Raw genomic sequence first — 26,299 nt, 5'->3', positions numbered from 1 at the left:
CCCCGGTTACTTTTTTCCATGATTGAAAGGGTAATTAGAGACGTCAGAGAGTTCTCGAGGAAGAACGGCCTCTACGAAAAACGAATCCTTGTCCTCTTTTCAGGCGGAAAGGATTCGAGCCTGGCTCTTTACCTCCTAAAAGAAGCCGGCCTGGACGTCTCCGCGCTGACCTTCTTCCACCGCTGGAGCTGGAGGGAAACCCTGAACTGGGCGATGGGCTTTACAAAAAAACTCGGCATCGAGCACTACCTCGTTGATGTTACGGACGGCCTCCTCCGCGAGGCAACCGGAAGGAAGGGGCCGATCTGCATAAACTGCAAGAAGGTCATGCTATGGAACGCCAAGTGGTTCGCCCTCAACAACGGCTTTGAGGTCTTAGCCAAGGGCGACAACGCCAACGACAAGATCATAGGCGCACTCCTTGACCAGTGCAAAGGCGATATAAGGCTCTGCGACATACCCCGAATCGGGGTTCCCTTCTTCAGGCCGCTGATAAGGTACACCGCCGAGGAGGTGGAAAGGCTCGCCGAGGAGGCGGGAATAAGGCCCTACCGCATGTACGAGCACGCGAGGAGGAGGCAGTGGCGCGAGGGCTGTCCGCTCCAGTACATCGACCGCGAGGAGGTCGTCACGGAGGAGCTCATGGACTTGGCCTACAGGGTGAACTACGAGGTGAGCAAAATCGCCAGAGCGAGGAAGGTCCGCGTGAGCGTGAGGGTTCCGAGCTTCGAGGTGATGTGCTGGGACTGCAATGAGGAAACCCTCGGGGAGGTAAGGCGCGTCGTCTCAAGGTTCGGAGGGAAGGAAGGTGAAACTTCCGCCCGGAAAGCTGAGGAATGACGTGCTGAGGGAGGTAGTCTTCCCGAACCTCGGCATCGAGGATCCGAAGATAATCCACGGCCCGAGGGAGGGGTTCGACTCGGCGGTGCTCGAATACGATGAAAGTCACTACCTCGTCGTCGCGACGGATCCAACGCTCGGCGTTCCGGAGGAAACCTTCGGCTTCTTCGCCTACCACTTTGCATCGAGCGACGTTGCCGTCTTCGGGGCGAGGCCGAGGTGGCTCGTCCTTGATCTGCTCCTCCCTCCCGGAAGCGGGAAGGGTTTTCTGGAAAAGGTGATGCGTGAGCTGAACGCGGAGTGCAGGCGCTACGGGAGTTCCATAATAGGAGGCCACACAGGGGTTTATCCATCGATCAGGGAGCCAACTGGCACAACAACCGTTATGGGGCTGGTGCGGAAGGACGGGCTGAAACTTCCACTCGCGAGGCCCGGCGACAGGATACTCGTCACGGCCAAAGTCGGCCTTGAGTTTGCTGTTTCCGCCGCGTATTTCCGTGAAAAGGAACTGAGAAAGTTCCTGAGCTTCAGGGAAATAGCAAGGCTCAGGGAGCACTTCAGGTCTGAAACCGTCGTCCCCGACGCCTTAACGGCCAGACCCTTCGTCAGGGGCATGCACGACGCCACCGAAGGGGGCCTAACGGCGCTCCACGAGGTGGCGGATAACTCCGGACTGGGCTTCAGGGTTTACGCCGAGAAGCTCCAGCTCGACCCCCTCGTAAAGAGGGTTCTTGACTTCTACGGCCTTGAGCCGTGGAGCGTCTCCTCCACTGGAACGCTGATAGCGATAACACCGCCCGGGAAGGTTGATGCTTTAATTACAGAATTAAACAAAAATGGAATTGGGGCGTTCGAGATTGGAGAGTTCACCGAGGATAAGGAACGCCTCCTAATCGAAAACGGAGAGGAGAAGGAGTTTCCGGTCTTTGAGGGCGACCCCTACGTGGAGCTGTACGGCTGATCACTTCACCCTGAACCTCAGCAGCGCCGCCAGGCCGCCCAACGCTTTTAGCTTCTCCCCACCCTCGTGCTCCGAGCTCACCACGACCACCTCGCCGCGGGAGTAGCGGACGGCCTCCATCAGCTCCTCGATCTTCTCCCTGTTCTCGCCCTTGAGCAGCTCGTCGAGAACGAGAAGCGTCTCAACCGCACCGTAATTGACGGCCTCCTCGACTTCCTTGAGACCGTAGGCAGCTAAACCGTTGTTTCTCGCTATGTTCTCCAGCACCTTCTCGACGAGCTGAACCTCCTTCGCAACCCTGTTCTCGTGGTAGACCTTATCGACGGTCCCTCGCCTTATGACCTCGTAGATGCCCGTCCTTCCGGTAACGCTCGTGTCCTCGATGACCACCTTCTTGGCCAGCTCGGGGTAGTTCTCGCGCAGGAACTTGTAGAAGTCCTCCTTGACGAAGCCGGGGCCGGCAACTATGGCCCGCTCTATGCCTTCCCGGCTGATTATCTCCTCCATGCTCTTCGCCACGTCGTGGAAGAACTTCTTCTCCTCGCTCTCGCGGTTGGTGGCGTAGCGCTTCCCCCCGAGGTTGTAGCGTATCCCCTTGAGTATCTCGACTCCGTACTCGCGGATTATCGCCATGTCGGCCTCGCCGTCGTCTATGACGACTATCATCACGCGCGCTCTCTTAGAGGCCTCAACCGCTTCCTTTAGCCTTTCGATGTGGTGCTCCTTCCAGCGGGGCTTCTGAATCGTTACGACCGTGCCTTCTTCAATCGCTATCGTGTGGTACTTGCCGAGGGGAACGTCGTCCCTGCTGGCGTAGACTATCGGCCCTGTAACGCGGACCTGGTTGGCGAACTTGTGAAAGTTTATCTTCTCGGCCCTAACCCCAAGGAAGACGGGAATGACCTCAACCTTCTCGGCCCTGAGCGAGTCCGAGCGCTGGCTCTGCTTGCGGAGTGTCTTGGCGTAAACGACATCGCCCGGGTCTATGATGTGGTAGAGGTGCCAGAGGTCATCGAGGGTTTCGGCCTTGACCTTCACCTTGCCCTCCTTGACGTCCTGGTGGATTATCTGCACCCGCTCACCCCCAGAGAAGAGTAGGCGATGGCCTTTAAAAAGTTGTTAGGAGGGGCCTAAATCAGCTCCCTCTCCGTTCTCGTGAGCCTTCTCGCGCCGTTCTCGGTTATGACCACGGTGTCCTCTATCCTCACCCCGCCGAACTTGGGGAGGTATATTCCAGGCTCGATGGTTATCACCATTCCCGGCTTGAGCACCGTCTCGTCAAACTGGCTCACGCGCGGCCACTCATGGATCTCCAGGCCGACGCCGTGCCCGGTGGAGTGAATGAAGTTGTCGCCGTAACCGTACTCCTTGATAACGTCCCTGACGATGGTGTCCAGTTCCTTTGCCGTCATTCCCGGCCTGGCCGCTTCAACTCCCTTCCTCTGGGCCTCAAGGACGGCGTAGTAGATGTCCCTCTGCTTCTCGTTAGGAGTGCCGACGACTATCGTCCTCGTGGTGTCCGAGTGGTAGTGCCTGTAGAGCGCTCCCTCGTCGATGACAACCAGGTCGCCCTTCTCTATCCTCTTGTCGCTGGCTATACCGTGTGGCAGGGCAGAGCGCCAGCCGCTGGCTATTATAGTGTCGAAGGCCGGCTTTTCGGCGCCGTTCATCTTCATGACGTACTCCATCTTCGCCGCTATCTCCCTCTCGCGCCTGCCCTCGCTGATCTCCTCCAGCGCGGCCATCATCGCCTGGTCCGCTATCCTGCAGGCGGCCTCGATGACCTCTATCTCCTCCCGCGTCTTTACTATGCGGAGGTCCCGTATCACGTCGTCAATGCTTACGAAGTCCTCGGTACCCGCCTTCTCCCTGAGGGTTTGCACCGTGGAGAAGCTGGTCCTCCCTTCTATTCCGAGCCTCCTGAGCTTGAAGGACGAAAGCCTCTCGTAGAGCTCCTTCCCTGTCTTGAACTTTTCGACCGGAACTTTGGAGCTTTCCCTGGCTTCCTCATATTCAAGTTCGGGGACGATGAAGATGGCATCGTCAGGTGTGACGACGAGGTATCCACCGAGGACGGGTGATGAGCCGGTGAAGTAGAAGAGGTTTTCCCTCCCGGTTATTAGAACGCCGTCAAGTTCTTTTTCGGTTATGAACTCCTTGAGTTTTTCAATCCTCATGTGGCAACCACCCGTTCCCTGTAATCTCGCGCCCAATAAAACCCTTTCGGGTTCAGGAAAGGTTATAACTCCCCGAGTGATACTTTAATCCATGGTGGTCTACCTCTTTGACTTCGACGGGACGCTCGTGGACAGCACCGGGGCTGTCGAGAAGGCCCTCCGCATAGCCATTGAGAAGACAATTCCAGCCGTGATAGAGAGCGACCTCTATGACGATTACTATAAGGCCCTGTTCCTTTTCATCAAGGGAAAGCTCACATACCAGTACCTCGGGGTTATACACGAGCTGGTGGCACAGGGGACTATACACGAGTACTACAAGCTCATGCCGAGGTACATCAAGGACTTCCCCCACTCGAGGAACGTCATCAGGACGCTCAGGAAAAGGGGCCGCTACGTCATCAGCTTCTCCGGCGAGCACACCTACCCCGGCGGGAAGGTAATCTTCATGAAGAAGACGGACTGGTACGACGAGTTCGACGAAGTGATAACATTCAGGGGCACCAAAGATATGCTCAAGAAGTTCGAGAACCTGCGCGAGCTGTACCCCGACGAGCCCTTCGTCTGGGTGGACGACAGTCCGAGCAGGTTCACGTACATTCTCGACGAGAACACCCTCCTCGTCCAGAAGGCTTCCCCCTACAAGAGCGATGTTGCGCTCCTGTTCGAGAGACAGAATTTCCTCAAAATCAAGTCTCTCAGAGAGATCCTGGAGATAGACGAGGGACTCTCGGCGTTCGCCGGAGGGGATAAAACTTAAAAATTCCACCCCGCGAACCCCCTTCGGTGGGGGTGAGGGCGATGGCCAGGGGAAAGGCTCTCGTCCTTGCCTACGCCGGAACCAAGGAGCACCAGGACAACCACCACATGATTCTGAAGCCCCTCGGCATCGACGACAGGAACGCGGCCTCAAGGCTCATAGGCAGGAAGGTCGTCTGGAGAACCCCTACCGGCAGGAAGATGTACGGCAAGATCCTCAAGCCCCACGGCAACAGGGGCGAGGTCAAGGCCTACTTCAAGCCCGGCCTGCCGGGCCAGGCCCTTGGGGACTACGTTGAGATTCTCTGAGCGCAACCCTTTAAACCCTTCAACCTTTTCTTTCTCCGGTGAGAGAATGGAATTCGTTGAGGTGCGCGAGGGGTCCGCGAGAATACTTGTCCCAAAGGCTGAGAGGATATACGACGCCCCGGTCTTTTACAACCCCGTGATGGCACTCAACAGGGACGTGAGCGTCCTGGCCGTTAGCGTGATCAAGCCCGAAAGGGTTCTCGACGCCCTCTCCGCGACCGGGATAAGGGGCATCCGCTACGCCCTCGAGACCCCAGCGGGGGAGGTCTGGCTGAACGACATAAGCGAAGATGCATTCCGCCTGATTCTGAAAAACGCCAGGCGGAACCTCGGTGTTGAGGGTGAGATGCTCGGTGAGAGAAGGTTCGTCTTTCGCGGCGAGAAAACGGTGGTGGCCAACCACGACGATGCCAACAGGCTGATGGCAGAGAAGTTCCGCTACTTCGACTTTCTGGACTTGGACCCCTTCGGTTCGCCGGTCGAGTTCCTCGACACGGCCTTGAGGAGCGTGAAAAGGCGGGGGGTTCTGGCGGTAACAGCTACAGACACAGGCGTCCTATGTGGGGCCTACAGGCAGGCCTGCAGGAGGAAGTACCTCGCCGAGCCGATAAGGGGCGAGCTCTGCCACGAGGCCGGGCTTAGAATTCTCATAGGGACGGTCGTCAGATACGCGGCGAAGTACGACCTCGGCGTCGAGGTTCTCCTCGCCTACTACCGCGACCACTACTTCAGAGCGTTTTTAAGGCTCAGAAGCGGTGCGAAAAAGGCTGACAGGAGCGTTTCCATGCTTGGCTACCTCATGCAGGAAGCCAGCGGCCGCTTCGAGTACGAAACAGGTTTTCTCCCGGAGAGGGTACCCTCACACGGTCCTCTCTGGCTCGGTCCCCTCAAGGAGCAGGAATTCGTGGAGGAGATGCTCACCCTAACCAAGGAGAAAGCCCTCGCCCACAAAAAAACGCTCTCCTTCCTCGAAACCCTCGCCGAAGAACTCGACCTCCCCTTCCACTACGACACCCACGCCCTCGCGAGGAGGAACGGCCTTCAGGTCGGGAAGCTCGCCGATGTAATCGATGCCCTACGTGAAACCGGCTACCGTGCGACGAGGACGCACTTCTCCCCCACCGCAATAAAAACGGACGCACCCTTCGATGCTGTGATTGAGGCCATAAAGTCCCTGAAGTAGCCGATATCCATTTAACCACTTCACCGTTCTCTATTGAGGGGTGAGGGAATGGACGAGATGATAAGACTCGCGAGGGACTTTTACAGGGACGAGTACGCTGACTCGGTTCTCTACGCCCAGCTGGCGAAGATAGAGAAGGACGAGGAGATAAGGAAGGAATTCCTGAGGCTCTCGAACATAGAATCGAAGCACGCCAAGTTCTGGCACGACTTCATAAAGCGGCGCGGCGGTGAGGTTCCAAGACCTTCCGTGAAGAGGCTGACCGTCTTCTCGGTCAAGCTCCTGAGGAAGCTCCTCGGCCCAGGCTCGGTGGCTTCCCTCCTCGAGATGGGCGAGAACAGTGCAATTCAGAAGTACTTCAAGTATCTCACCACCTACGCCGACAGGTTCAGCGAGGAAGAGCTGGAGGAGATCAAAGAGGTTATCCTCGACGAGCTGGAGCACGAGAAGTTCTTCTACGAGAGCAAGGAGCGCTTCCACGTCGAGAACACCCGCGACCTGGTTCTGGGCATGAACGACGGTCTCGTTGAGATACTCGGTGCCGTCACCGGTCTCTCCGCGGTTTACCCGAACAACCCCCAGCTCGTTGGAATAAGCGGTCTGATCGTCGGTGTTGCCGGCGCGCTCTCGATGGCCATAGGGACGTTTGTTTCAGTCCGCTCCCAGAGGCAGATCAAGGAATCAATACGCGACAGGATGGAGGTTCTCTTCAGGGTCTCCCCCGAGAGGGCCGCTGAAGAGCTGGTGGAGAAGCTCGTCGAGGGTGGAATGCCCGAAGAGGTAGCGAGGGAGGTGGCAGGTGAACTGGCGGACAACAGCGAGGCGATAATGCAGCTCCTCCTTCCCGAGGCGGAGGAGAACGAGATAAGGGCGGCCCTCTACACGGGGCTCTCGTACCTCCTGGGTGTCGCCTTCCCGGTCACTCCGTACTTCCTCGCCTCCAGCTCGCTAACCGCGCTTCCGTTCTCTATACTCCTTGCCGGCTCGGCTCTGGCGGTGGTGGCGACCCTGATTTCACTCCTATCTGGAATATCCATAAAGAAGAAGGTCGCGGAGATGGTGGCGACCGGCCTGGGTGCGGCGTTCCTGAGCTATCTCTTCGGAAGGCTGATGGAGGCCCTCTTCAACGTCTCGGCGCTTTAAGATAGAACACCTCGACGCCGAGCTTTTTCGCTGTTTTTTCCTGCTTTTCATCGCTGGTGGCGAGCCTGCCGTACTTGAGGGCCTGGGCTATGTGGAGGGCGTCGTGAACCGTGATTTTGTGCTCCAGGGCTATTTTCTTCCCCTCTGAGAGATACTGAAGCGGATTTTCGTACGGTGTTATACCCTCGGTGGCGTGGAGATAGTCCAGTATTTTCCGGGCGGTTTCAATGGATACGTCCTTGTACAGGTTGTACCTTTTCCACACGGCATTAGCACCCTCAATCAGCGCCATTTGCAGCTAGGCCAGATCCCCGCTCTTTCTAAGGAATTCCGAAACCGTCTCCCACCCCCCTCTTTCAGGAGATACTTTATGAGGGCGGACGTGTCAATTACTATCACGGGAATCCCTCACGAGCTTTGTGGCCTTTCCTCTTTCAAGCGTGGGGACGCTTTTGAGGAAGGAGTCAATTTCGTCGAGCAATTTTGCCTTTTCTTCATCTCTAATCTTTTGCTCTATGAACCGCCGTATCTCCTCGCTCCAGTTGATGTCGTACTTCTTCATCTTCTCCTTCAGCTCGTCCGGGACGCGAATGATTATCACGGTCACACAACCACCGTTTACAAGAACGCATTAACGCATTACGGAGATATCAACGTTACCGTCACACCTTCACGTACTTCCACCTGCCCCTCTTGAACGCCCACCAGAAGAGGGCCGCGGTGGTGAAGGTTTCGAGGCTCATCGCTATCCACGCCGCTATTACTCCGAGGCCCTCGAAGTGTATCGGGCCTATGGTGAAGCCAAACCCGAGAAGGTAAGCCGGCACTATGCGGAAGAGGAGCTTGCTTATCGCCGTTATGTACATCGGGGTCTTCGTGTCGCCAGCTCCCCTCAGCGCACCTCCGAGGACGAAGAGCCAGCCGAGCGGAATCTCGCTTATTCCGACTATTATCAGGTAGATGCTCGCCAGGCGGAGGACTTCATTGTAGTTCGGATCACTTGGGTTCAGGAAAGGCATCACGAGATAGCGCGGGAAGGCTATCATCACGACCGCCATGATCCCCATGAAAACCCCGACCATCTTGAGGGCCTCATAAACGGTGCGCTCGGCCTTCTCGGGGTTTCCTTCCCCGAGACTCTGGCCAACGAGGGCGGAAGTGGCCACGTTGAAGCCAAAGGCCGGCATGTAGGCTATGCTCTCCACCCTGAGGCCGACTTGGTGGGCGGCCAACGCGACCGTTCCAAAGCGCGTGACTATGCTCATGTAGAGGAAGTTGTAGAAGCTGAAGATGCCGCGCTCTATCATCGTGGGCACGCCAATGCGGAGGATTCTGCTCGCCATCTCGGGGTGGAAGCTCCAGCTGGGCTTGAACTGGAGCACCAGCCTTCCGCTCCAGAGGAGGTAGAGGCCGAGGAGGAACGACGTCGTTATACCCAGCCCTGAGGCCCAGGCGGCTCCAACGGGACCGAGCTCTGGGAAGCCCAGCTTTCCAAAGATGAGGAGGTAGTCGAAGGTCGCGTTTATGATGTTCATTAGGATACCGAGCTTCATCGGGGTCTTCGTGTCACCAGCACCCCTGAGAGCCGAGAAGGCGGTGAAGCCTGCGAAGCGGATCGGATAGAAGGCGAAGAGTACCTTGATGTACTCGTAGCCCAAAGCGATTACGTCCGGCTTCGCCCCCATTATCCTCAGAATGTCGTCTCCGAAGACCCACCCGAAGAGCATGACCGGGATCCCGAGGAGGAAAGCCAGGTAGAGGCTCTGCTCGAGGGTGAGGGTGGCCTTGTCTCCCTCCCCTGCCCCCACGAACCTGGCCACCAGCGCGAGGGTTCCGGTAGCGACGGCCGCCATTATGGGCATCATGAACCAGCTAACCTGGCCACCGAGGCCAACCGCGGCCAGGGCTAGGGACCCGAGCTGGCCGACCATCATCATGTCCACTAGGTTGAGAAGCGTCTGGGAGATGTTGCCCATTATAGCCGGCCACGCTAACTTCCACAGCCTTCTCTGCTCCTCGTTGAGGTGTATCATTAAGACGTCCCTCTAAACGAAAAGAAGAACGTTTAAGTTAAAAAGCGTTGCGGTGGACAGGAGGGGGCAAACACGACGGTAGGGTTAAAAGAAAAGGGTTCAGAGGAGGTTCCTCTTCTTCTTCCACTTGTGGGACCAGCGGTACTTCCTCATGCGCCTGCTCCTGCCGAAGCCACAAGCAGCGCAATAGCCCTTCTTGACGTTGTAGGCGCGCCTTCCGCAGCGCCTGCACCTGATGTGAGTCGGAGTGTGGTTCCTCCTGCCCTTCGGCTCTGTTCCGCTTCCCATCGCTCACACCTCCGGGGTCTCACTCAATCTCGACCGGGGAGATGGCCAGAACGTTGTCTCCCCTGATGACGATTTTACCGTACCTCTTAACCTCCTCGCCGTCCTGAATGAGAGCGGCGTCGGCGAGGACGACGTTCAGGTGTATGTCGTAACCGATGAGCCTCCCCCTGAACTCGGAACCCCTCTTGAGGAGCACGAGCACGTCCTTATCAAGGGACCTGTGGATAACATCGAGTGGTCTTTCCGCCATTTTCACGCACCTCCAAATAATCAAAGCTCATAGCCTAAACGAGGGGAACGGTTTATAACTCTTTCCGTTCTTCCGCTCGGTGAGGCTGTTTCTTCCCGGCCGGACTGAAGTTCCTCCCACGGTGCATTCCCAGAAAGACATATAATCCTGTATCACCCACGGTGATTACGGTGGAGTCAATGAAGGTGAAGGGTCTTGCGGTAATAGTTCTCCTCCTCGCCGCCTTGGCCAGTGGTTGCGTTTCTCCGGGTTCATCGACGGGAACCGGGACTGAAATGTCTTCTCTAACCGACATCTCAGCGCAGTACCCTTCCGGGGGGATACGGCTGGAGCTGCCGCGGGGGAACTACACTCCCCTCTACCTCGGTCCCGGCGAGGCCTGCCCTCCAGGCAGGGTTCCGGTCGTCTTCCGCTACGTTCCGGGCAATGAGTCGGTCGGCTCGGTCAGCTTGCGTGGGAGCTTTAACGGCTGGGCCGAGTGGCCGATGGAGCTGAACAACGGCACCTGGAGAATAGAAATCTGCCTCGCCCCCGGCAGGTACGAGTACAAGTACTTCATAGACGGCCAGTGGGTCAAGGACATGGCCACCGGAAACGGAGGGAATCCCGTTGATCCCGATGCGGACGGCTACGCCGACGATGGCTACGGCGGAAAGAACGCGGTGAGGATAGTCAATGGAAGGCAGGGGGTTGAGATTGAGTTTGACCCCGGAAACCCTGCTTACCTGAGCGTCGCGGACAACAGGACGGTAGTGAGGATCGGTGTGAAGCTGGGCACGGTCAGGTCCGCGGTTCTCGTCACGGACGGGGGGAACTACACGATGGAACTCCAGCTCTGGTGGGACTCCGGTGAGATCTGGCGCGCCGAAGTTCCGTTCGTTAAGCCCTTCTCCTACTACATAGCGGTCACGTCGGCCGACGGCGAGTTACTCGCCGCCCTCAACACTAGCGAGAGCCCGTTCTTCCGCTTCGACGGCGTGGACAGGTTCCCCCAGCTCGAATGGGTGAGCAATGGCATAGCATACCAGATATTCCCTGACAGGTTCAACAACGGGGACGAGAGTAACGATCCCCTCGCGCTTCAGACGGACGAGTTCTGGTTCAACGAGCTCACCGACGAGAGGCCGATCCTCTCCGACTGGAGCGACCCCATAACGCCCCTCCACTGCTGCCACCAGTACTTCGGAGGGGATATAAGGGGCATAACCGAGAAGCTCGACTACCTCCAGAGCCTAGGCGTGACGATAATCTACCTGAACCCGATTTTCCTGGCCGGCAGCGCCCATGGCTACGACGTCTACGACTACTACCGCCTCGACCCGCAGTTCGGAACCGAGGAGGAGCTCAGGGAGTTCCTGGACGAGGCTCACAGAAGGGGGATCCGGGTAATTTTCGACTTCGTTCCCAACCACAACGGGATAGGCCACTGGGCCTTCCTGGACGTTGCTTCGAGGGGCAGAGAGAGCCCGTACTGGGACTGGTACTTTGTGAAGGAGTGGCCCTTCAGGCTGGGCGACGGGAACGCCTACCTCGGCTGGTGGGGGATAGGCAGTTTGCCGAAGCTCAACACGACGAATCCAGAGGTGAGGGAGTACCTCATCGGGGCGGCCCTGTACTGGCTCGACTTCGGCTTCGACGGCATTAGGGTGGACGTCCCCAACGAAGTCCTTGACTCGAAGGAGTTCTTCCGGGAGCTCAGGGAGCGGGTTAAGGGGAGGCACCCAGATGCCTACCTCGTCGGAGAGATATGGACGCTCTCGCCGGAGTGGGTTCAGGGAGATCGCTTTGACTCGCTGATGAACTACGCCCTCGGCAGGGAGATACTCCTGAACTACGCCAGGGGCTACCTCAGCGGCGAGGCCGCGATGAAGATGATGGGAAGGTACTACGCGTCCTATGGAGAGAACGTCGCGGCCATGGGCTTCAACCTCGTCGATTCCCACGATACCTCGAGGGTTCTGACTGACCTCGGTGGTGGTTCTCTCGGCGACGTGCCGTCTAACGAGTCCGTCCAGAGACTCAAGCTTCTCTCGACGCTCCTCTACACCCTCCCGGGAACGCCGGTGACCTTCCAGGGCGACGAGAGGGGCCTGCTCGGGAACAAGAACCACCACGACGAGCAGCGCTACCCGATACAGTGGGATACCGCCAACTGGGAAGTTCTCGATCACTACCGCGCCCTGGCGGAGTTGAGGGAGAAAACCCCCGCGCTCAGGAGCAGCAAGATAAGGTTCTACCGCGCCAGCGGCGGAGTCATGGCCTTCTTCAGGGGACACGACGACGAGGTTCTGGTCGTGGCGAACAGCTGGAGGAAGCCCGCCGAGCTGGAGCTACCCGCGGGGGAGTGGAGGGTGGTATGGCCCGAGAACCGGTCGGGAGCGGTTCTCTCAGGAGCCGTGGAGGTTCCCCCAGTGGGGGTTCTCGTGCTGGAAATGATCGGCCCCTGAGGCTTTCTTTTCTTTCGCCACTCTGACGATTCCCGCCCCAAAAGCTTTTTATGAGCTGGCCTTACTCCAGTTTCAGGTGGTAGAGCATGGGAGAGAAGCCCGATAAGTATGAGGTTCTTCAGGATTTGATGAGGAGGCGGGGCTTTGCATGGGGTAGCTTTGAAATCTACGGCGGTTCACGAGGATTCTACGACTACGGCCCGCTCGGTGCGACGATAAAGAGAAAGATAGAGCAGAAAATCAGGGAAGCCTTCCAGAGGGAGGGCTTCTTCGAGCTGGAGACGCCGGATATAACGCCCGAGAAGGTTTTCATCGCCAGCGGCCACGTCGAGAAGTTCGTTGACCCGCTGGTGGAGTGCAGAAAGTGCGGAGCCAGGTTTAGGGCTGACCACCTCGTCGAGGAGGCCCTCGGCATAGACACCGAGGGAATGAGCGCGGAGCACCTCACCCGGCTCATTAGGGAGCACGACGTCCGCTGTCCCGAGTGCGGCGGCGAGCTGAGCGACGTCTGGTACTTCAACCTCATGTTCGAGACCAGGATAGGCCCCTACGGCGACCAGAAGGGCTACCTGAGGCCCGAAACTGCACAGGGCATCTTCGTTAACTTCAAGAGGCTGAACGCCTTCGCGAGGAACAAGTTACCCTTCGGCGTCTTCCAGATCGGCAAGGCCTACCGCAACGAGATCTCACCGAGGCAGGGCATGCTACGCCTCAGGGAGTTCACGCAGGCGGAGGCTGAGATATTCTTCAACCCGAAGGAAAGCGAGCACCCACACTTTGACGAGGTCAAGGACGAAAAGCTCAGGCTCTACCCGATAGAGCACCAGCTCAAGAACCTCGGCATTATTGAGCTTACCGCCGAGGAGGCGGTAAAGCGGGGCTACATTATGAACACATTCTTCGCCTACTACATGGTCATGGTCAAGCGCGTCCTCCTAGACATAGGCATTCCCGAGGACAAGATAAGGTTCCGCCAGCAGCTGCCCGAGGAGAGGGCGCACTACTCGCGCGACACCTGGGACGCCGAGATACACAGCGAGCGCTTCGGCTGGGTTGAGTGTGTTGGTATAGCCAACAGGGGCGACTACGACCTGAGCAAGCACATGAAGATGAGCGGGGCAGATCTGACCGTGCTGATCCACTACGACGAGCCCAAGATAGTCAAGCGCCTCAAAGTGAGCCTCAACATGAAGCGCGTCGGGCCGAAGCTCAAGAAGGACGCCAAGAGGATAAACGAGCTAATAATGGACTGGGACGAGGAGAAGAAGCGCGAGCTGGTTGAGAAGCTCGAGAAGGAGGGCAAAATTACAATCGACGGCTACGAGCTTGAAAGGGACGACTTCATAATCAGGGAGGTCGAGGAGAAGGTAACGGGCGAGAAGATAGTCCCGCACGTCCTCGAGCCGAGTTTCGGAATAGACAGGCCATTCTACCTGCTCCTTGAGAACAGCCTCGTCATAGAGGAAGACAGGACTTACCTCAGGCTGAAGAAGGACATGGCGCCGATTGAGGTCGCGGTTTTGCCGCTCGTGGCCAAAGAACCCCTTAGGAGCATCGCCTACGACGTCTTTAGGAAGCTCCAGAAGGCGGGCTTCATAGCGGTCTACGACGAGAAAGACACCGTCGGCAGGCGCTACATGCGCTACGACGAGATTGGAACGCCCTACTGCGTGACGATAGACAACCAGACGCCCAAGGACAACACGGTGACGATAAGGGACCGCGACACGAGGGAGCAGATAAGGGTGAAGATTGAAAAGCTGCCGGAGAAGCTCAGGGAGCTGATTTTTGGGGAGTGAGCTCTCCTTTTCTTCAATACCCTTTCTGGTGTCTCTCATGAAAATCCACCTCATCTACCGGCGAATTCCCAACAGGATTCTCGAGAGGGACGATGATGTCGTCGCGGATTTGGGAGAGGTGGTAATCGCGAAATCCCGCTTTGAGGGAATGCTGGTCCCTCTTAAGGTGAACGGCGTTGAGGTAATACGGAACGGCTACACTATGCTCTACTTCGCTTTCATCGGGGAGAACTACGACGTTCTGAAGGTCTACGACGAAAACGGTGAGTTCAAGGGCCTCTACGTCGATGTCCTGGCCTACACGAAGCGCGAAGGAAACACGATAGAGATGCTCGACCTTTTCCTTGACATCTTTGTCTTTCCGGACGGAAGAGCGTTTCTCCTCGACGAGGACGAGCTTGAGATGGCCCTCAACTACGGCGTAATTGACAGGGATACCTTCGACTTTGCCTATTCCGTCGCGAGGGAGATACTCGAAAGGCTTAAACGCGGCGAGTTTCCGCCGGAGGTGGTGTGGAAGTACTAGGGCGGGTTCTCCAGGGAATCGAGGAAGATGTTCACGTAAGCGACCACGTGGGAGGCCAGGTAGCTCTTCCTCCCGACGCTCACCCGCTCCGCTATTCCGTTGAGGAAGGCCTCGTCCTCCCCGCTCAGACCTCTGTGGTCACCCAGGACGAAGGCGACGTTGGGAGGGAACGACACCTCGCTCACCGGCCTTCCCTCCTCGTGGAGGTAGTAGAGGGCCGAGCCCTTGAGGGTGAGCCTCACCACGTCCTCGAAGGTCCTGTTGCTCACGTACAGGCCGGGGTACACCTCGACCTCCTTCCCCGGCTCCCTGAGGCCTTCACCTGCCTTGAGGGCCCTCATTATCAGCTTCGCCGTGCTCCTCTCGTCGGGGTTGAGGCGAACCCTCAGCTTTGGGCCCTCGAAGCGTATCGCCTTGGGCGGGTTCGGCGGGCCGTAGAGGAGGAGCCAGACGCGGACGTTCTTTCTGAAGCCGTGGGAGAGCAGGAAGGCGGAGTTGAGGAACCTGCACAGCACGTCTATCCTGCCGCTCGTTCCTGGAAGGTCGCTCAGCTTGAAATCCGCCCTCGTGTGGGCCTCGTTCGCCTTGATTATGAAGGTCCTCATGGTGCCGGGTAGAGCGAAGGGGTTTAAATGGCTTAACCTCACCATTTCCGGGTGGTGGAATGGAGTTCCTGAAGGAAACCAAGGACGGAACGCTCCTGCTGGTGTACGTCCAGCCGAAGGCAAAGAGGAACGAAATTGAGGGCGTGGACAAGTGGCGCGGAAGGCTGAAGGTGAAGATAAAGGCGCCACCGGTTGAGGGAAAGGCGAATAAGGAACTTGTGAAGTTCCTCTCGAAGGTTCTCGGGACTGAAGTGAAGATAATCCGCGGAGAGGCGAGCAGGGAGAAGGATTTGCTCGTCGGGCTGAGCGCGGAGGAAATTAAGAAAAAGTTGAAGGTCTAGTCACTTCAAAATCCCCAGGCTCTCGTTCGTCTTCTTTATGCTCTCCCACTTATCTGCCAGCTCGAACATGGCCCTTATCGCATCGATGTTCTCAGGAACCACGTCACTCTCCTGGTGGACAGCCTGAATGTAGAAGAGCCTGTTCCCGCGGACGCTTATGCTCTCCTTCCAGACCGCTATTTCGTACAGGTTGTTCCACTCGCGGTGAAGGTCGCGGGCGAACTCTATGAGCTGGGCCGTGCTGTCAAAGCCCCTCTCCTTCTCGAAGAGGAGGACGCGCGTGGTGTTCTCGAAGATATCAACGACGTCCTTCGCCTCCACCGGCTTCCTCAGCTCGACCATTATGCTGTGGACGTGCATGAGCGTGGTCGGAACTACAAAAGCCGAGGTCTCGATGTTTATTGGAATGACTGTCTGGACGTCCGGTCCGTGGTGGGACGGAACGGTGACGCTCGGCGTTATGGCGTTTATCGGACCCCTCTTCGTGTCATTCGGATCGGCGGCCCTTCTAATCATCACCGCGTAGACGTAGTCGATGTACTCCTGAATCGCGCTGAGGGTTCTGGTCAGGCCCGTCGTGTTGCACGACACGACGCGGACGTAGTCCTTGCCTAGGGCCTTCTCGTAGTTGGCCTGGGCCACGAAGGAAACCTCCGCAACGCTCGCCTTCTCACCGCCCTGGAAGACCGCCTTGACGCCGGCCTTTTCATAGAGCTCCTTGTTCTTCGCACCCATTCCGCCGGGGGTGGCATCTACGATTACGTCAACCTCGTTGAGGAGGTCGCCTAGAGTGCCCGCGACCTCGAAGCCGGCCTTCTCGAACCTCGGCAGGAACTCCTCGCTGGCAGCGTAAACCGGGATTCCGAGCTCCGCCGCGCGGTAGGCCTCGAAGTCGGGCTTGGTCTTTGTCACACCGATGAGCTTCATATCGTCCTGTCTCGTTACGGCGTAGGCGACGCGCTTGCCTATTGTCCCATAGCCGTTGATTCCCACCTTCACCTTCATGCTATCACCAGGAGTTTTACAGCGGTAAAATACTTAAGCCTTGTTTTCACTCGTGGTGAAAAGTGGTCTTGGAAGTGGGGATTTTTGACGGATTTCTGGAAAACCCCTCCGCTGGTGTTATAAGCCCTCCCGTCCAAGAAATCCCGGTGGTGGAGATGTTCGCCGAGGTGCTGACGGTAGGGGACGAACTGCTCACAGGAAACACCGTGGACAGCAACTCCGCGTTCATAGCGAAGAGGCTCACCGAGCGGGGCCACTGGGTGAGGAGGAAGACAACCGTTGGAGACGACGTTGAGGAGATAAAGGCCGTTGTGAGGGAAATCCTCGCGAGGAAGCCAGAGGTTTTGGTGATTTCGGGCGGGCTCGGGCCGACCCACGACGACGTTACGATGCTAGCGGTCGCTGAAGCCCTCGGGAGGAAGCTCGTCCTCTGCGAACCCTGCCTAGAGAGGATTAGGCAGTTCTACCGCGAGCTTTATGCGAAGGGCCTCATAGACGACCCGGAGCTGAACGAGGCAAGAAAGAAGATGGCCTACCTGCCTGAGGGGGCGGAACCACTGGAGAACACCGAGGGCGCCGCTCCAGGCGCTTACATCGAGCATAACGGCGTTAAGATATTCGTCCTTCCCGGAATGCCGCGGGAGATGAAGGCGATGCTTGAGAGGGAAGTCCTGCCGAGGCTCGGCTCGCGGAAGTTCGTCCAGAGGAAGCTCTTGGCTGAGATAACCGATGAGAGCAAGCTCGCACCGATACTCAACGAGACGCTGGAGCGCTTTAACGTCAGAATTCACTCCTCGCCCAAGGGCTTCGGGAGGTACATCGGGATAATCCTCTTCGGCGAGAACGAGGAGGAGATAGAGAAGGCCAAAGCCTTCATGGAGTCAAAGGGGATACGCTTCGAGGAAGGCTGGTAGCGAAAGGGTGATAAGGAGGCGCTGGAGTGATGCCTATGCTTCCGCCGGAGGTCCGTTCGCTCCTTGAAGAGATGCGAGCCGAGAGGATAAGGGGCGCCAGCTGGCTGGCCAGGAAGGGCGCCGAGGCGTACATAGTCCTCTCTGAACTCCTCGAGGGGAAGGAGCTTGAGAATGCCTTGATGGAAATGAGGAGGGAAATCCCCGCCGTGAACCGGACGATGGCTTCCCTGTACAATCTGACCAGGTTCATTCCGATAACGGGTGATCCGGATCGGGTGAGGACGAGGGCCGAGGAGTTCATCAGGCTCGGGGAGGAAGCGAAGCGCGAGATAGGCAACATCGGAAGCGAGCTGATAGACGAAAACGAGGTTGTAATCACGCACTCCTTCTCGTCCGCTGTTCTTGAAATTTTCAAGGCCGCTAAGAAGAAGGGCAAACGCTTTAGGGTTATCCTCACCGAGAGCGCACCGGACTACGAGGGGATCGCCCTCGCGAGGGAGCTGGAGTCCCTTGGAATTCCCTTCGAGGTTATAACCGACGCCCAGCTGGGCCTCTTTGCCGGAAACGCCACACTCGCCCTGGTAGGCGCCGACAGCGTGACGCGCGACGGGGCAGTGGTGAACAAGGCCGGAACCTATCTCCTAGCCCTTGCCTGCCACGAGGGCGGCGTTCCCCTCTATGTCGCAGCCGAAAGCTTCAAGCTCCACCTGGAGCTGACCTCGGAAGAGATAGAGATCGTGGAGAGGCCCTACGCGCGGCAGGGCTATCGGGTGAGGAACTTCCTTTTCGACGTTACGCCCTGGCGGTACGTTAGGGGAGTGATAACGGAACTCGGGATTTTAGTTCCGCCGAAGGAAATCTAAGCCTCAAACCACGGAAAATTCAGAAAGGGGGAGAAGAAAGAGGTCACTCCTGGTGGGCAAGCCAGAGGAGGGCGCCCTTGATGAAGGGCCAGTTGCTCTTGATGTACTTCTGGTAGTAGCTGTCGCTGAGGGCCTTGCTGGAGCCGTAGGCGACTATCCTGCCGGTGCCGAGGTCCACAGCGGCGGCTATTATCGGGTTGGTTCCCTTTATCCTGACCACGTTTCCGTCGGCATCGACTGAGTAGCTGGTGTCGTAGCCCTTGATGAGCCAGACAGCGTTTCCGCTTATCGTCAGGGTGTCACCGTTGTAGTACATCGTCCAGTCGTCGGGCACGAACTTCATGACCGGGTGGTCCTTGTTGTAGATTCCGACGAACGGGTAGTACGGCCTGCCGCTGTTCTTGTCGTCGTCCATGAGCTCGTCGGCGTTAAAGGTAATGCCGTAGTCGCCGACTATCGCGTTGAGGTTATCGGCGTTGAGGTACTTGTACCACTCGCCCGCTATGAAGAGACCCCCTCCGTTTTCTACGTACTTCTTGAGACTCTCGATTTCAGCGGGGGTGAAGTCGTCCTTAGGGTCGGTTATTATGACGACGTCGTACTGCCTGAGAAGGTCGTAAGTGAGCGGGAGCTGGTTTATCTCAACTTCCCAGCCGAGCTCGCTCTGTATCTTGTCCACCAGGTAGCTGACCCCGGCCTCCTTGACGTAGTACTGGCCGTGGGAGGCGTCGATGAGGACCTTGGTAACCTTCAGGGTGATGTTGGTGGTCGGGGTGACGTTGGTTTCGGGCGTGGTTCCGGTCTCATTTCCAGGAACGGTTTCGTTGCCAGGGTTCGCCTCGGTTTCGTTGGCCGGGGCCGGCGGGTGGCACATGGGCTGAACCTGGGCAAGGGCGGCCTGGAGAACCGGAAGGACATCGTTGATCTCCTCGGTCACGTCCCTGCCAAGCATGGCGGCCTTTCTTATGTGCACCATCACCGGATAGTAGTAGGCGTTCCTGTACGGGTTCTGCTTGATGAGGAGCCCCTTGAGGGTGTCGTAAAGCTGGTACTGCCTCTGTATCTCCCCCATACTCTCCTCTATCCACTGAACCCGCGGGGCGAAGTCACCGAGGTCAACACCGCAGGACTGGAGCTCGTTCACGGTCCAGGTGAGGTTCTCGTAGAGGGGGGTGAGGGTTTCCATCTCCTTAGAGTAGAGCCGCTCGTAGTATGGAGTAAGGCCGTAGGCAATGACGTTGGGATTCGGAACCACCTTGTAGTCGTATATCCTCTCGTCAATGAGGCCCCAGTCGGTGGTGATGACCTGTATGTCTATCGACAGCGCTCCCAGCTCGGTCGGGACGTAAGAGAGCTCGTAGATGGCGCTTCCATTGACAGCTATCTCCTGGGTGACGTTTCCAACCTTCACGCCGTTGGCGTAGAGAACAACCGTGACGTTGTCGGCGACCTCGCCGTTGTTAATGACGGTGACCTTAAACCTCATCGGGACACCCTTGATGGCGTACTCCGGCCTGCCGACCTCGGAGATGCCTATCGACGGAATGTAAAGCTCGTAATCGAGCGGGTAGACTTCCATAACGTTGTACTTGTAGCCGATACCGTCAAGGTACTTCAGTATCTTGCCCGTGGTGACGTCCATAACCCCGTAGTAGTCGTAGAGGACGAGGCTTCCAGTGTCGTCGGCTATGGTGATCAGCTTTCCATCGACCCTGGTGACCCTGATCCACTCCAGCCTAACGAGCATGCTCTGGTATGAATCGTTGATCTCCCCCACCTTGAGAACTACTGGCTCCGGAAGTTCGGCCTTTCCAACCACCTTGTAGCTCGGGTTGGATATCTCGTAGAGACCCTTCCAAACGGCGGTGGTTCCGTTTACCTGAACGACGTCACCGACCTTCACGGAGGGAGTACTCCCGGTGTAAACGTAGATGCCGCTGTTGGGTTCGGTGCCGTTCTGAATGAAGAAGCCGTTGTACTTGGTGCCTATGACTATTCCGCTGGTGACGACCTGCTTGCCGGTCTCCCAGTTCTCCCTTATCTCCCTGATGGGCTGATAGCTTGGCCCCTCGGGGACGTAGTAGACAACCTCGAGGTATGGATAGTTTCCGTACGAGCTCTCCTTGGAGTTGTAGCCAATGCTCTCGGTCACGATGCCCTCGACGTCAGAGACAAGGACGAAGCTGACCACCTTGTCGCCAGAGAACTCTGCCTTAACGAAGTCCGTCACGTTCCAGACGGACCAGTGCCTCACGGGATCCGTCCTTTTGTTTGAATCCGGGACTAAATCCTTATCGAGAAGTTCCCCGGCGGCAGGCTTGGTGTTCCAGGTTATCGAGTCCTCGGTCCAGGAATCGTCGGAAACCGCGTAGGCGCTTATGTTTACCGGGGTTGAGTAGGCGCCCCAATAGGTGTATGCGTGGAGGGTCGCGCTGACTATGACCGCGTTGTCCGGAATGCCGGAGAGGTCGAATTTGAGGTAAGCCCTCTCGTTCGCATTGTCCCTGTAATAAGTTCCAACGTAGAGACTGCTATCGGAGCCGTAGTTTGAATCTGGAGCGGTGTCCTTGACGTACGCGTCGTCGGTGGGGTTTATTTGAACGGTCGTCGTTGCCGCCGAGACCGCGTGAAACGCGACGCTCGGCACTAGGCTCAATACCAGCAGGGCAATTAAAGCGAGTCCCCATCGTTTCATATAAACCACCCAAAGAAAAACGGCATTGATGTATAAATAAGTTTTTCCACATCTCCTGTGGAGTCGGATATCACCCTTGGTGTTCAAAAGTGCCCACAAAGGCTAAAAAGCCCCGGCACCCTAGTTTCCAGGGTGGTCAAAATGTCCATAACCACGAAAACAGGGGATAAGGGCCTAACCGGCCTTTTCACCAGCGATCGCGTTGCGAAGTTCTCGCCTGTTATGGAAGCAAACGGGACGATAGACGAACTGGACAGCTTTCTGGGGGAAGCAAAGCACTACGTACCAGAGGAGATGGTGGAGATACTCGAGAAGATTCAGGTCCAGCTCTACGATCTCATGGCAGAGCTTGCCAGCAGGGGAAAGTACGCTAAGGTTGGGAAGGAAGAGGTGGAGTGGCTTGAGGGGCTTATTAGTAGGTACGAGGGGGAGGTCCAGCTCAGGGCCTTCGTCCTGCCCGGCTCCACGATAGCCAGCGCCAAACTCGACGTCTGCAGGGCGATAGCGAGGAGGGCCGAGAGAAAGGTTGCCAGGCTCGTCCTGGATTATGGCCTCGGGAAGAACGCCCTCGTCTATCTCAACAGGCTCAGCGACCTGCTCTTCCTAATGGCCAGGGCTATAGAGAAGAGGGAGGGCAGGCTCAGGGAGATCACTTAGACCTGCGGTACTCCTCTATGGCTTCGACGTACCTGTCCTCGAGGAAGTCGTTGGCCCTGCTCTCGACGTCCTTCAGTGCCCTTGCTGCCTCTTCAATGGTAGAACTGACGACGGCCACGCCCAGGCCGCCTATTCTTTTTATGGCTATGGTTTTGTTTCCGTTGCGAATGAAGACCTCGATCTTGTCCCTCTCAAGCCCTATTTCCTCGGCTTTTTTCTCCACGTAGTGGAGTATGTCCTCGATGTGGGCACCTAGCTTTTCGTTTCCTTCTAGACTAAGACCATCTTGGGTGATGACCATCTCGTAGATCCCTGGTTTTTCTCTGCCCCAGAGGAGCTGTATGAGTTTCATTGGCACGCTTCCACCCCCTATAAATGTGGAGGGGGTCAGTAGAGCATCTCCTCGAGCTTGGGGAGAACCTTCCTTAGCTCGAGCTTCATGCGGCCGAGGTTGAGCTCGGAGTCGCCTATCACGATCAGGTAGTAGTCCGCGCCAATTGGATTGACGAAGGTTCTAGCGTTCTTGTACTCCAGTATGGCTTCCTTGAGCTCCCCAGACCCGAACTGGTCACCGATGAGCTTGATTGCAGAAACCAGCTCGTGGAGAACGCCGGCTATGGCCTCGCGGTCGAGGTTCTTCTTCATGGCTGACTCTATGACGAGACCGTCCTTGTCCACGACGATGGTGCCGATAACTCCATCTATTTCGAGCATGTCAGTGAGTATCTTGTCCATCACGAGGTCCACCGCCGCCATTCTCTCACCCCCTCCACGTTTTCGGATAAAAGTAACAACAAGTATTTAAAAATTTTACGGCCCTTTTATTCTCATTTTTTAGTTGATACGTCTCCAACATTCTCTAAGAGGACTTTGCGATATCTATACCAGTAGTAGAACACCACAACTGCCTGAATGATCCATATCCCTAATGAGACCAACCATGCCGCGTAGCGATCCAGCAGCGGGCCAACCGCCACAAGGCCAAGAGGGGTCGAGAGGTTAATGAGTAGCGCCAGTGCCGAGAAAACCCTGCTCCTGAGCTCCGTTGGTACGGCGCGCTGTATCTTGGCGTTGAGGGGCACGTTTATTATCGCATTGCTCACGCCCCACAGCACACCAACTCCGGCGAGGGTCATGAAAGCGACGTCCCTTGAGAGTCCAGCCCAAGGGGAGATCACCCATATGAACACCAGTATCATGGTCCCGTTGAATGCCAGTGCCTTGAAGAAGAATCTCCCTGCATTTTTACCGAGCTTCACCGCCACAATGAGGTTCCCCAGGAGCATGCCGCCCATGAAGAAGCTCTCCAGAAGGCCGAACTGCTGGCTCGTGAACTTGAGAACCTCCCTGAATGCATAGGGCATTATGACGGCACCGAAAGGCTGCCCGACCGCGTTCATGAAGAGTGCAAACCCCATGAGCACCATGAGATATCTGCTTGACCTCAGAAAGGCGAGCCCCTCACGAATGTCCCGTATGACCTCGCCCATGCTCTCTATCTCGCGGGTCTCCCATTCATAATGGATAAATGCCTCGAAGAGGCCGGAACCAAAGAAACTGGTCGCATTTATAAAGAGTGCAATCTTTATCCCACCGAAGGCATAGATAAGGCCACCGAGGGCCGGGCCTATGAGGCGGGCTATTATCGAGAACGAGCTGACGGTGGAGTTGGCCTTCTCCAGCTCCTCAGGCTTAACCAAGTCGGGGAACATGGCACTCGTTGCGGCACCGAAGAACGTTCCCATGACCGCCATGATGACCTGAATTGCGAGTAGCTGGTAGATTCCGAGGAAGTTGAAGGCTATAACAGCGAAGAGCAGAACCCCGCGCAGGACGTCGAACCACACCATAAGCCTCTTTCTATTGTAGCGGTCGCCCACCACACCCGCGAACGGCATGACGATGAGAGAGGGGATTACATCGGCCAGGACGAAGAGGCTCATCATGCCGCCGCTGTGTGTCTTGTCAAGCACATAGAGCGGCAGCGCCACCTCCTGCACCGCCCAGCCGAGCTGGGAGATGAAGCGACCAATCGCGAAGAGCCAGAAGTTCCTACCCAAACTGCCTCGATCGCCCATTTCCGTGCCCCCGGGTTTGTGCTATTACCTAATTGTGTGATTATGTAATTAAACGACCTCCACCCTGACGTCGCCGTTCACAGTGCTGGCCTTGACCTCGAACTCGCCCGTCCCGATGACCGGGTCATCGGGATCTATGCCGACCAATTTGACGTCTCCGTTAACCCCCTTGCTCACTATCCTCGCATCGCAGAACTCGGTCAGGCGAAGCACGATGTCTCCGTTGACGCAGCTTACCTCGACGTCCCCCTCAAGCTCTTCGATGGTAAGCTCGATTTCCCCGTTCACGGTGGAGGCCTTAAGGGGGCCGGCAACCGTTAGACCGGCCCTTATCTCCCCGTTAACCGTGCTAAGCTTCTCGGCCTCGCAGTCCTCCAGCGTTATCTTGCCGTTCACCGTTGTTACCTCCTCAAAGCGCACGCCCCTGGCCTTGAGCTCGCCGTTCACGTTCTTCGCGTTTACCAGGACCCCCCGCGGAACTTTAACGCTTATCTCGGCCCAGCCCTTTTCCCCGAGCAGGTTCAGGAACTTCCTCTTTGGCTCCTCCCCGATGATGAGCCTGCTCCCCTTCTGCTCGACGGTGACCTTCACCTCACCGTGCGGAACGTAGTTCACTTCCACGTAATCGTTCTCCCAGCCCTCAATCTCGATCCGGCCGTTTGTGGCCTTTATCTCGACTTCCAGAATGTCCTCGAACATCATCGCAGATCACCCCAAGAACCCCATCAGTTCGTCCAAGAGTTCCTTCACGCGCCTGTTGAGCAGGGTTCTGTCTATGCCGAGCCCCTCTATCAGCTCCGCGCTCTGCTCCTCGACTATCTCCTTGGCCTTATCCATCACTAGCCTGTAGGCCTCGGAGTTCTCAACGGTGTACGTCTTCCCGCCGGCCCTTATGCGGACCTTTCCTTCCCTGGCAGAGATGACGACGTCCTCGATGCGTATCTTTGCCCTCCCCCTGCCTACGGTGACCGAAACGTCACCCGAGCGCAGGGACACGGTTTCGCCCAGGCTAAGGCTCTCGCTTCCGCTCCGGTAAGTGACCCTCTCCCCGTCCACCTCGATGGAATACTCGTCGGTCTGAATCCTGAGCCTGTCACCAACTTTTGTGAGCTGGAAGCCGTTGCGGAGCTCCTTGATGGTCAGCATATCGCCGGGAGGCATCTCCGGGTTGCCCTCGCGGAACCTCATCGGGCCTATCCTGACCTCTTCGCCGCCCGGCGTCTCTACCACTTCGATGAAGGGCAACTTTACGTACTCGAAGCCCTCCCCCTCGTAGACCTTGATGAAGCCCAGGTCAACCACGCTGTCCTTTCTGCCCTTCCGGTAGAGCCGGTCGGGGTTTATCATCTCGTTTACCCTCGAAACGAAACCCGAATCAGCGGCTGTTTTTCGCCCGGCTATCTTCTCCTCGGTCCACACGATGACCGGGCTGAGGAGCCTCTTCGTTACCCTTCCGAGCGGCGTCTCGGCTTCCACCTCAACACTCCCATCTATCACCCAGCCTACCCTCTTCCGTCCGAACTTCACGGGATAGGCCTTGCCGGTCCCCCTGAGCTTCACCTCCCCGAAATCGGCCCCGCTGAACTCGTAGGCCTTGCTCTCGACCTTCAAATCGAGCCTTTTCTCGTCGAACTTGGAGAGAAGCAGACCTGCTATTGCCAGAACCACCGCGTAGGCAAAGGCAGTGCCGGCGTAGCTGTGAAGGGCCTCGCTCATCCCGAGCCACTGGCCGAAGAACAGAAAGACGCTCGTCCAGAAGAAGCCTTTCGCGAGGGCAAAGACTATTCCGCTCACCGTTACCCCGAACCACTTGCCCACCGCGAGAAGTTCGAAGGCAAAGATAAGCGCCACTATCGCGTAGACCAGCTGGTCGTTATAGGCCTCCAGACGCAAAGGCCCTTTGAAAAGCCACACGATGAGCAGTATCGCCGTAAGGGCCTTCAGATACTCCGCTATCCTGAACCTCGGGCCTTCGTGTGGGGCAGCCCAGTATTTCCAGCTAAAACTCATTCTTCCACCTCCTCAAGGGCAGTTATTATCTCGAGCAAACGCAAAAACAAACGTCCGTCCGGCGAGATTTCATACCTCTCGCCTTTCTTCACCATGCGGGTTTTCACCAGGAGCTTCAGGTGGTGTGAAACAGTTGGACTCTCCACACCGAGGGCTTCCTTTATCTCCTTGAAGCCCATCGGTCTTTCGGAGAGCATTTTGAGTATCCTTATCCTGTCCGGGTTGGCCAGAGCTTTGAGGGTCTTCGCGGCCTTCTCCTCATCTATCTCGGGCAGGCTTCCGCCTTCGAGCTTTCTCCTGAGACGGGCCTTTATCGAGAGCATGACCTCATCAACGGGGTCAATGCTTTCCTCCAGCACCTCCAGCCTTTTCTTCAGCTCTTCGAGCTGAACCTTCAGGTCGTTCTCCATGGTACC

29 protein-coding genes are annotated in these 26,299 nt (G+C 57.2%); 13 read left to right on the top strand and 16 right to left on the bottom strand.

Annotated elements, in window-relative coordinates; translation table 11 throughout:
• Positions 1 to 18 precede the first annotated feature (18 nt).
• Both CL1_RS00520 and CL1_RS00515 read left to right on the top strand, forming a co-directional pair.
• The gene (locus tag CL1_RS00520; protein WP_014787960.1) at positions 19 to 840 is read left to right on the top strand and encodes a DUF7411 family protein; all 822 of its coding nucleotides are present in this window, start codon (positions 19 to 21) and stop codon (positions 838 to 840) included.
• Positions 809 to 1,801, top strand: coding sequence for an AIR synthase family protein (locus CL1_RS00515; RefSeq protein ID WP_014787959.1), 993 nt, complete (start codon positions 809 to 811; stop codon positions 1,799 to 1,801). The genes CL1_RS00520 and CL1_RS00515 overlap by 32 nt, the downstream gene beginning before the upstream one ends.
• Here CL1_RS00515 and CL1_RS00510 read toward each other — a convergent pair whose 3' ends face one another.
• Entirely contained in the window at positions 1,802 to 2,875 is a 1,074-nt protein-coding gene (locus tag CL1_RS00510; protein WP_048151639.1) for an mRNA surveillance protein pelota, read from the bottom strand.
• Positions 2,876 to 2,931: 56 nt separating this feature from the next.
• Entirely contained in the window at positions 2,932 to 3,978 is a 1,047-nt protein-coding gene (pepQ, locus tag CL1_RS00505; RefSeq protein WP_014787957.1) for a Xaa-Pro dipeptidase PepQ, read from the bottom strand.
• 91 nt (positions 3,979 to 4,069) lie between these two features.
• Here pepQ and CL1_RS00500 point away from each other — a divergent pair, with 91 nt between their 5' ends.
• Genes CL1_RS00500 through CL1_RS00485 form a run of 4 tightly spaced genes read left to right on the top strand, consistent with a single transcriptional unit; the run spans position 4,070 to position 7,372 of the window.
• Positions 4,070 to 4,738 (top strand): haloacid dehalogenase, encoded by a 669-nt coding sequence (locus CL1_RS00500; protein WP_014787956.1) that lies wholly within the window; start codon positions 4,070 to 4,072, stop codon positions 4,736 to 4,738.
• 41 nt (positions 4,739 to 4,779) lie between these two features.
• On the top strand, positions 4,780 to 5,046 hold the full coding sequence (locus CL1_RS00495) for a 50S ribosomal protein L35ae (protein WP_014787955.1): 267 nt from the start codon (positions 4,780 to 4,782) through the stop codon (positions 5,044 to 5,046).
• Between the two features lie 46 nt (positions 5,047 to 5,092).
• Positions 5,093 to 6,229, top strand: coding sequence for a tRNA (guanine(10)-N(2))-dimethyltransferase (locus tag CL1_RS00490; RefSeq protein ID WP_014787954.1), 1,137 nt, complete (start codon positions 5,093 to 5,095; stop codon positions 6,227 to 6,229).
• A gap of 48 nt (positions 6,230 to 6,277) precedes the next feature.
• Complete coding sequence (locus CL1_RS00485; RefSeq protein ID WP_014787953.1) at positions 6,278 to 7,372, top strand: VIT1/CCC1 transporter family protein; 1,095 nt, start codon at positions 6,278 to 6,280, stop codon at positions 7,370 to 7,372.
• Here CL1_RS00485 and CL1_RS00480 read toward each other — a convergent pair.
• The 5 genes from CL1_RS00480 to CL1_RS00460 form a co-directional block, all read right to left on the bottom strand.
• On the bottom strand, positions 7,353 to 7,637 hold the full coding sequence (locus CL1_RS00480; RefSeq protein ID WP_237266257.1) for a type II toxin-antitoxin system VapC family toxin: 285 nt from the start codon (positions 7,635 to 7,637) through the stop codon (positions 7,353 to 7,355). The two genes, CL1_RS00485 and CL1_RS00480, sit on opposite strands and share 20 nt — an antisense overlap.
• A gap of 120 nt (positions 7,638 to 7,757) precedes the next feature.
• On the bottom strand, positions 7,758 to 7,979 hold the full coding sequence (gene vapB, locus CL1_RS00475) for a type II toxin-antitoxin system VapB family antitoxin (RefSeq protein WP_014787951.1): 222 nt from the start codon (positions 7,977 to 7,979) through the stop codon (positions 7,758 to 7,760).
• Positions 7,980 to 8,034: 55 nt separating this feature from the next.
• Positions 8,035 to 9,405, bottom strand: coding sequence for an MATE family efflux transporter (locus CL1_RS00470; RefSeq protein ID WP_014787950.1), 1,371 nt, complete (start codon positions 9,403 to 9,405; stop codon positions 8,035 to 8,037).
• A 99-nt stretch (positions 9,406 to 9,504) separates the two neighbouring features.
• A complete protein-coding gene (locus CL1_RS00465) occupies positions 9,505 to 9,693 on the bottom strand; it encodes a 50S ribosomal protein L37e (RefSeq protein ID WP_014787949.1) in 189 nt (62 codons plus the stop codon).
• A 19-nt stretch (positions 9,694 to 9,712) separates the two neighbouring features.
• Complete coding sequence (locus CL1_RS00460; RefSeq protein ID WP_014787948.1) at positions 9,713 to 9,943, bottom strand: LSm family protein; 231 nt, start codon at positions 9,941 to 9,943, stop codon at positions 9,713 to 9,715.
• Positions 9,944 to 10,122: 179 nt separating this feature from the next.
• Between CL1_RS00460 and CL1_RS00455 the strand changes: the two genes are divergently transcribed.
• From CL1_RS00455 to CL1_RS00445, 3 genes are all read left to right on the top strand, one after another.
• The gene (locus CL1_RS00455) at positions 10,123 to 12,390 is read left to right on the top strand and encodes an alpha-amylase family glycosyl hydrolase (protein ID WP_014787947.1); all 2,268 of its coding nucleotides are present in this window, start codon (positions 10,123 to 10,125) and stop codon (positions 12,388 to 12,390) included.
• Between the two features lie 86 nt (positions 12,391 to 12,476).
• Positions 12,477 to 14,189, top strand: a complete 1,713-nt coding sequence (glyS, locus tag CL1_RS00450; protein ID WP_014787946.1) for a glycine--tRNA ligase — start codon at positions 12,477 to 12,479, stop codon at positions 14,187 to 14,189.
• 37 nt (positions 14,190 to 14,226) lie between these two features.
• Positions 14,227 to 14,715 carry a DUF402 domain-containing protein gene (locus tag CL1_RS00445; RefSeq protein WP_014787945.1) on the top strand — a complete coding sequence of 163 codons (489 nt, stop codon included), beginning with the start codon at positions 14,227 to 14,229 and terminating at the stop codon, positions 14,713 to 14,715.
• On the opposite strand, the gene trmY is transcribed toward CL1_RS00445, so the two are convergent.
• A complete protein-coding gene (gene trmY / locus CL1_RS00440) occupies positions 14,712 to 15,320 on the bottom strand; it encodes a tRNA (pseudouridine(54)-N(1))-methyltransferase TrmY (RefSeq protein WP_014787944.1) in 609 nt (202 codons plus the stop codon). The genes CL1_RS00445 and trmY overlap by 4 nt on opposite strands.
• Positions 15,321 to 15,379: 59 nt before the next feature.
• Between trmY and CL1_RS00435 the strand changes: the two genes are divergently transcribed.
• On the top strand, positions 15,380 to 15,661 hold the full coding sequence (locus CL1_RS00435) for a DUF167 family protein (RefSeq protein WP_014787943.1): 282 nt from the start codon (positions 15,380 to 15,382) through the stop codon (positions 15,659 to 15,661).
• Here CL1_RS00435 and CL1_RS00430 read toward each other — a convergent pair whose 3' ends face one another.
• On the bottom strand, positions 15,662 to 16,666 hold the full coding sequence (locus CL1_RS00430) for a phosphorylating glyceraldehyde-3-phosphate dehydrogenase (RefSeq protein ID WP_014787942.1): 1,005 nt from the start codon (positions 16,664 to 16,666) through the stop codon (positions 15,662 to 15,664). It lies immediately after the preceding gene.
• A gap of 155 nt (positions 16,667 to 16,821) precedes the next feature.
• Between CL1_RS00430 and CL1_RS00425 the strand changes: the two genes are divergently transcribed.
• Positions 16,822 to 17,580 carry a molybdopterin-binding protein gene (locus tag CL1_RS00425; RefSeq protein WP_014787941.1) on the top strand — a complete coding sequence of 253 codons (759 nt, stop codon included), beginning with the start codon at positions 16,822 to 16,824 and terminating at the stop codon, positions 17,578 to 17,580.
• Between the two features lie 35 nt (positions 17,581 to 17,615).
• Positions 17,616 to 18,443, top strand: a complete 828-nt coding sequence (locus CL1_RS00420) for a translation initiation factor eIF-2B alpha/beta/delta subunit family protein (protein ID WP_048151636.1) — start codon at positions 17,616 to 17,618, stop codon at positions 18,441 to 18,443.
• A 43-nt stretch (positions 18,444 to 18,486) separates the two neighbouring features.
• Here the strand turns inward: CL1_RS00420 and CL1_RS00415 are convergent, their stop codons facing one another.
• Complete coding sequence (locus CL1_RS00415; protein WP_014787939.1) at positions 18,487 to 21,138, bottom strand: CBM96 family carbohydrate-binding protein; 2,652 nt, start codon at positions 21,136 to 21,138, stop codon at positions 18,487 to 18,489.
• A gap of 141 nt (positions 21,139 to 21,279) precedes the next feature.
• Here CL1_RS00415 and CL1_RS00410 point away from each other — a divergent pair, with 141 nt between their 5' ends.
• Complete coding sequence (locus tag CL1_RS00410) at positions 21,280 to 21,795, top strand: cob(I)yrinic acid a,c-diamide adenosyltransferase (protein WP_014787938.1); 516 nt, start codon at positions 21,280 to 21,282, stop codon at positions 21,793 to 21,795.
• Here CL1_RS00410 and CL1_RS00405 read toward each other — a convergent pair.
• From CL1_RS00405 to CL1_RS00380, 6 genes are all read right to left on the bottom strand, one after another.
• Entirely contained in the window at positions 21,788 to 22,147 is a 360-nt protein-coding gene (locus CL1_RS00405) for a hypothetical protein (RefSeq protein ID WP_014787937.1), read from the bottom strand. The two genes, CL1_RS00410 and CL1_RS00405, sit on opposite strands and share 8 nt — an antisense overlap.
• A gap of 35 nt (positions 22,148 to 22,182) precedes the next feature.
• Positions 22,183 to 22,551, bottom strand: coding sequence for a roadblock/LC7 domain-containing protein (locus tag CL1_RS00400; protein WP_014787936.1), 369 nt, complete (start codon positions 22,549 to 22,551; stop codon positions 22,183 to 22,185).
• A gap of 71 nt (positions 22,552 to 22,622) precedes the next feature.
• The gene (locus CL1_RS00395; RefSeq protein WP_014787935.1) at positions 22,623 to 23,873 is read right to left on the bottom strand and encodes an MFS transporter; all 1,251 of its coding nucleotides are present in this window, start codon (positions 23,871 to 23,873) and stop codon (positions 22,623 to 22,625) included.
• Positions 23,874 to 23,921: 48 nt separating this feature from the next.
• The gene (locus CL1_RS00390) at positions 23,922 to 24,575 is read right to left on the bottom strand and encodes a DUF4097 family beta strand repeat-containing protein (RefSeq protein ID WP_014787934.1); all 654 of its coding nucleotides are present in this window, start codon (positions 24,573 to 24,575) and stop codon (positions 23,922 to 23,924) included.
• Positions 24,576 to 24,581: 6 nt separating this feature from the next.
• A complete protein-coding gene (locus CL1_RS00385) occupies positions 24,582 to 25,883 on the bottom strand; it encodes a hypothetical protein (protein ID WP_014787933.1) in 1,302 nt (433 codons plus the stop codon).
• A complete protein-coding gene (locus CL1_RS00380; RefSeq protein WP_014787932.1) occupies positions 25,880 to 26,293 on the bottom strand; it encodes an ArsR/SmtB family transcription factor in 414 nt (137 codons plus the stop codon). The genes CL1_RS00385 and CL1_RS00380 overlap by 4 nt, the downstream gene beginning before the upstream one ends.
• Positions 26,294 to 26,299 lie beyond the last annotated feature (6 nt).

The sequence above is a fragment of the Thermococcus cleftensis genome (genome assembly GCF_000265525.1).
In the GTDB taxonomy this organism is placed as follows: domain Archaea; phylum Methanobacteriota_B; class Thermococci; order Thermococcales; family Thermococcaceae; genus Thermococcus; species Thermococcus cleftensis.
The sequence above is the reverse complement of the archived record's forward strand: the minus strand, read 5'-3'. Positions and strand labels throughout refer to the sequence as shown.

Bases quoted from the DNA above. Each gene is read 5' to 3' on its own strand.
- CL1_RS00425 (WP_014787941.1), top strand. From the start codon at position 16,822: ATGTTCGCCGAGGTGCTGACGGTAGGGGACGAACTGCTCACAGGAAAC.
- CL1_RS00400 (WP_014787936.1), bottom strand. From the start codon at position 22,551: ATGGCGGCGGTGGACCTCGTGATGGACAAGATACTCACTGACATGCTC.
- CL1_RS00390 (WP_014787934.1), bottom strand. From the start codon at position 24,575: ATGATGTTCGAGGACATTCTGGAAGTCGAGATAAAGGCCACAAACGGC.
- CL1_RS00410 (WP_014787938.1), top strand. From the start codon at position 21,280: ATGTCCATAACCACGAAAACAGGGGATAAGGGCCTAACCGGCCTTTTC.
- CL1_RS00485 (WP_014787953.1), top strand. From the start codon at position 6,278: ATGGACGAGATGATAAGACTCGCGAGGGACTTTTACAGGGACGAGTAC.
- CL1_RS00495 (WP_014787955.1), top strand. From the start codon at position 4,780: ATGGCCAGGGGAAAGGCTCTCGTCCTTGCCTACGCCGGAACCAAGGAG.
- CL1_RS00430 (WP_014787942.1), bottom strand. From the start codon at position 16,666: ATGAAGGTGAAGGTGGGAATCAACGGCTATGGGACAATAGGCAAGCGC.
- CL1_RS00500 (WP_014787956.1), top strand. From the start codon at position 4,070: ATGGTGGTCTACCTCTTTGACTTCGACGGGACGCTCGTGGACAGCACC.
- trmY (WP_014787944.1), bottom strand. From the start codon at position 15,320: ATGAGGACCTTCATAATCAAGGCGAACGAGGCCCACACGAGGGCGGAT.
- CL1_RS00395 (WP_014787935.1), bottom strand. From the start codon at position 23,873: ATGGGCGATCGAGGCAGTTTGGGTAGGAACTTCTGGCTCTTCGCGATT.
- CL1_RS00455 (WP_014787947.1), top strand. From the start codon at position 10,123: ATGAAGGTGAAGGGTCTTGCGGTAATAGTTCTCCTCCTCGCCGCCTTG.
- CL1_RS00520 (WP_014787960.1), top strand. From the start codon at position 19: ATGATTGAAAGGGTAATTAGAGACGTCAGAGAGTTCTCGAGGAAGAAC.
- CL1_RS00465 (WP_014787949.1), bottom strand. From the start codon at position 9,693: ATGGGAAGCGGAACAGAGCCGAAGGGCAGGAGGAACCACACTCCGACT.
- glyS (WP_014787946.1), top strand. From the start codon at position 12,477: ATGGGAGAGAAGCCCGATAAGTATGAGGTTCTTCAGGATTTGATGAGG.
- CL1_RS00460 (WP_014787948.1), bottom strand. From the start codon at position 9,943: ATGGCGGAAAGACCACTCGATGTTATCCACAGGTCCCTTGATAAGGAC.
- CL1_RS00445 (WP_014787945.1), top strand. From the start codon at position 14,227: ATGAAAATCCACCTCATCTACCGGCGAATTCCCAACAGGATTCTCGAG.
- CL1_RS00420 (WP_048151636.1), top strand. From the start codon at position 17,616: ATGCTTCCGCCGGAGGTCCGTTCGCTCCTTGAAGAGATGCGAGCCGAG.
- CL1_RS00415 (WP_014787939.1), bottom strand. From the start codon at position 21,138: ATGAAACGATGGGGACTCGCTTTAATTGCCCTGCTGGTATTGAGCCTA.
- CL1_RS00435 (WP_014787943.1), top strand. From the start codon at position 15,380: ATGGAGTTCCTGAAGGAAACCAAGGACGGAACGCTCCTGCTGGTGTAC.
- CL1_RS00380 (WP_014787932.1), bottom strand. From the start codon at position 26,293: ATGGAGAACGACCTGAAGGTTCAGCTCGAAGAGCTGAAGAAAAGGCTG.
- CL1_RS00405 (WP_014787937.1), bottom strand. From the start codon at position 22,147: ATGAAACTCATACAGCTCCTCTGGGGCAGAGAAAAACCAGGGATCTAC.
- CL1_RS00470 (WP_014787950.1), bottom strand. From the start codon at position 9,405: ATGATACACCTCAACGAGGAGCAGAGAAGGCTGTGGAAGTTAGCGTGG.
- CL1_RS00385 (WP_014787933.1), bottom strand. From the start codon at position 25,883: ATGAGTTTTAGCTGGAAATACTGGGCTGCCCCACACGAAGGCCCGAGG.
- pepQ (WP_014787957.1), bottom strand. From the start codon at position 3,978: ATGAGGATTGAAAAACTCAAGGAGTTCATAACCGAAAAAGAACTTGAC.
- CL1_RS00490 (WP_014787954.1), top strand. From the start codon at position 5,093: ATGGAATTCGTTGAGGTGCGCGAGGGGTCCGCGAGAATACTTGTCCCA.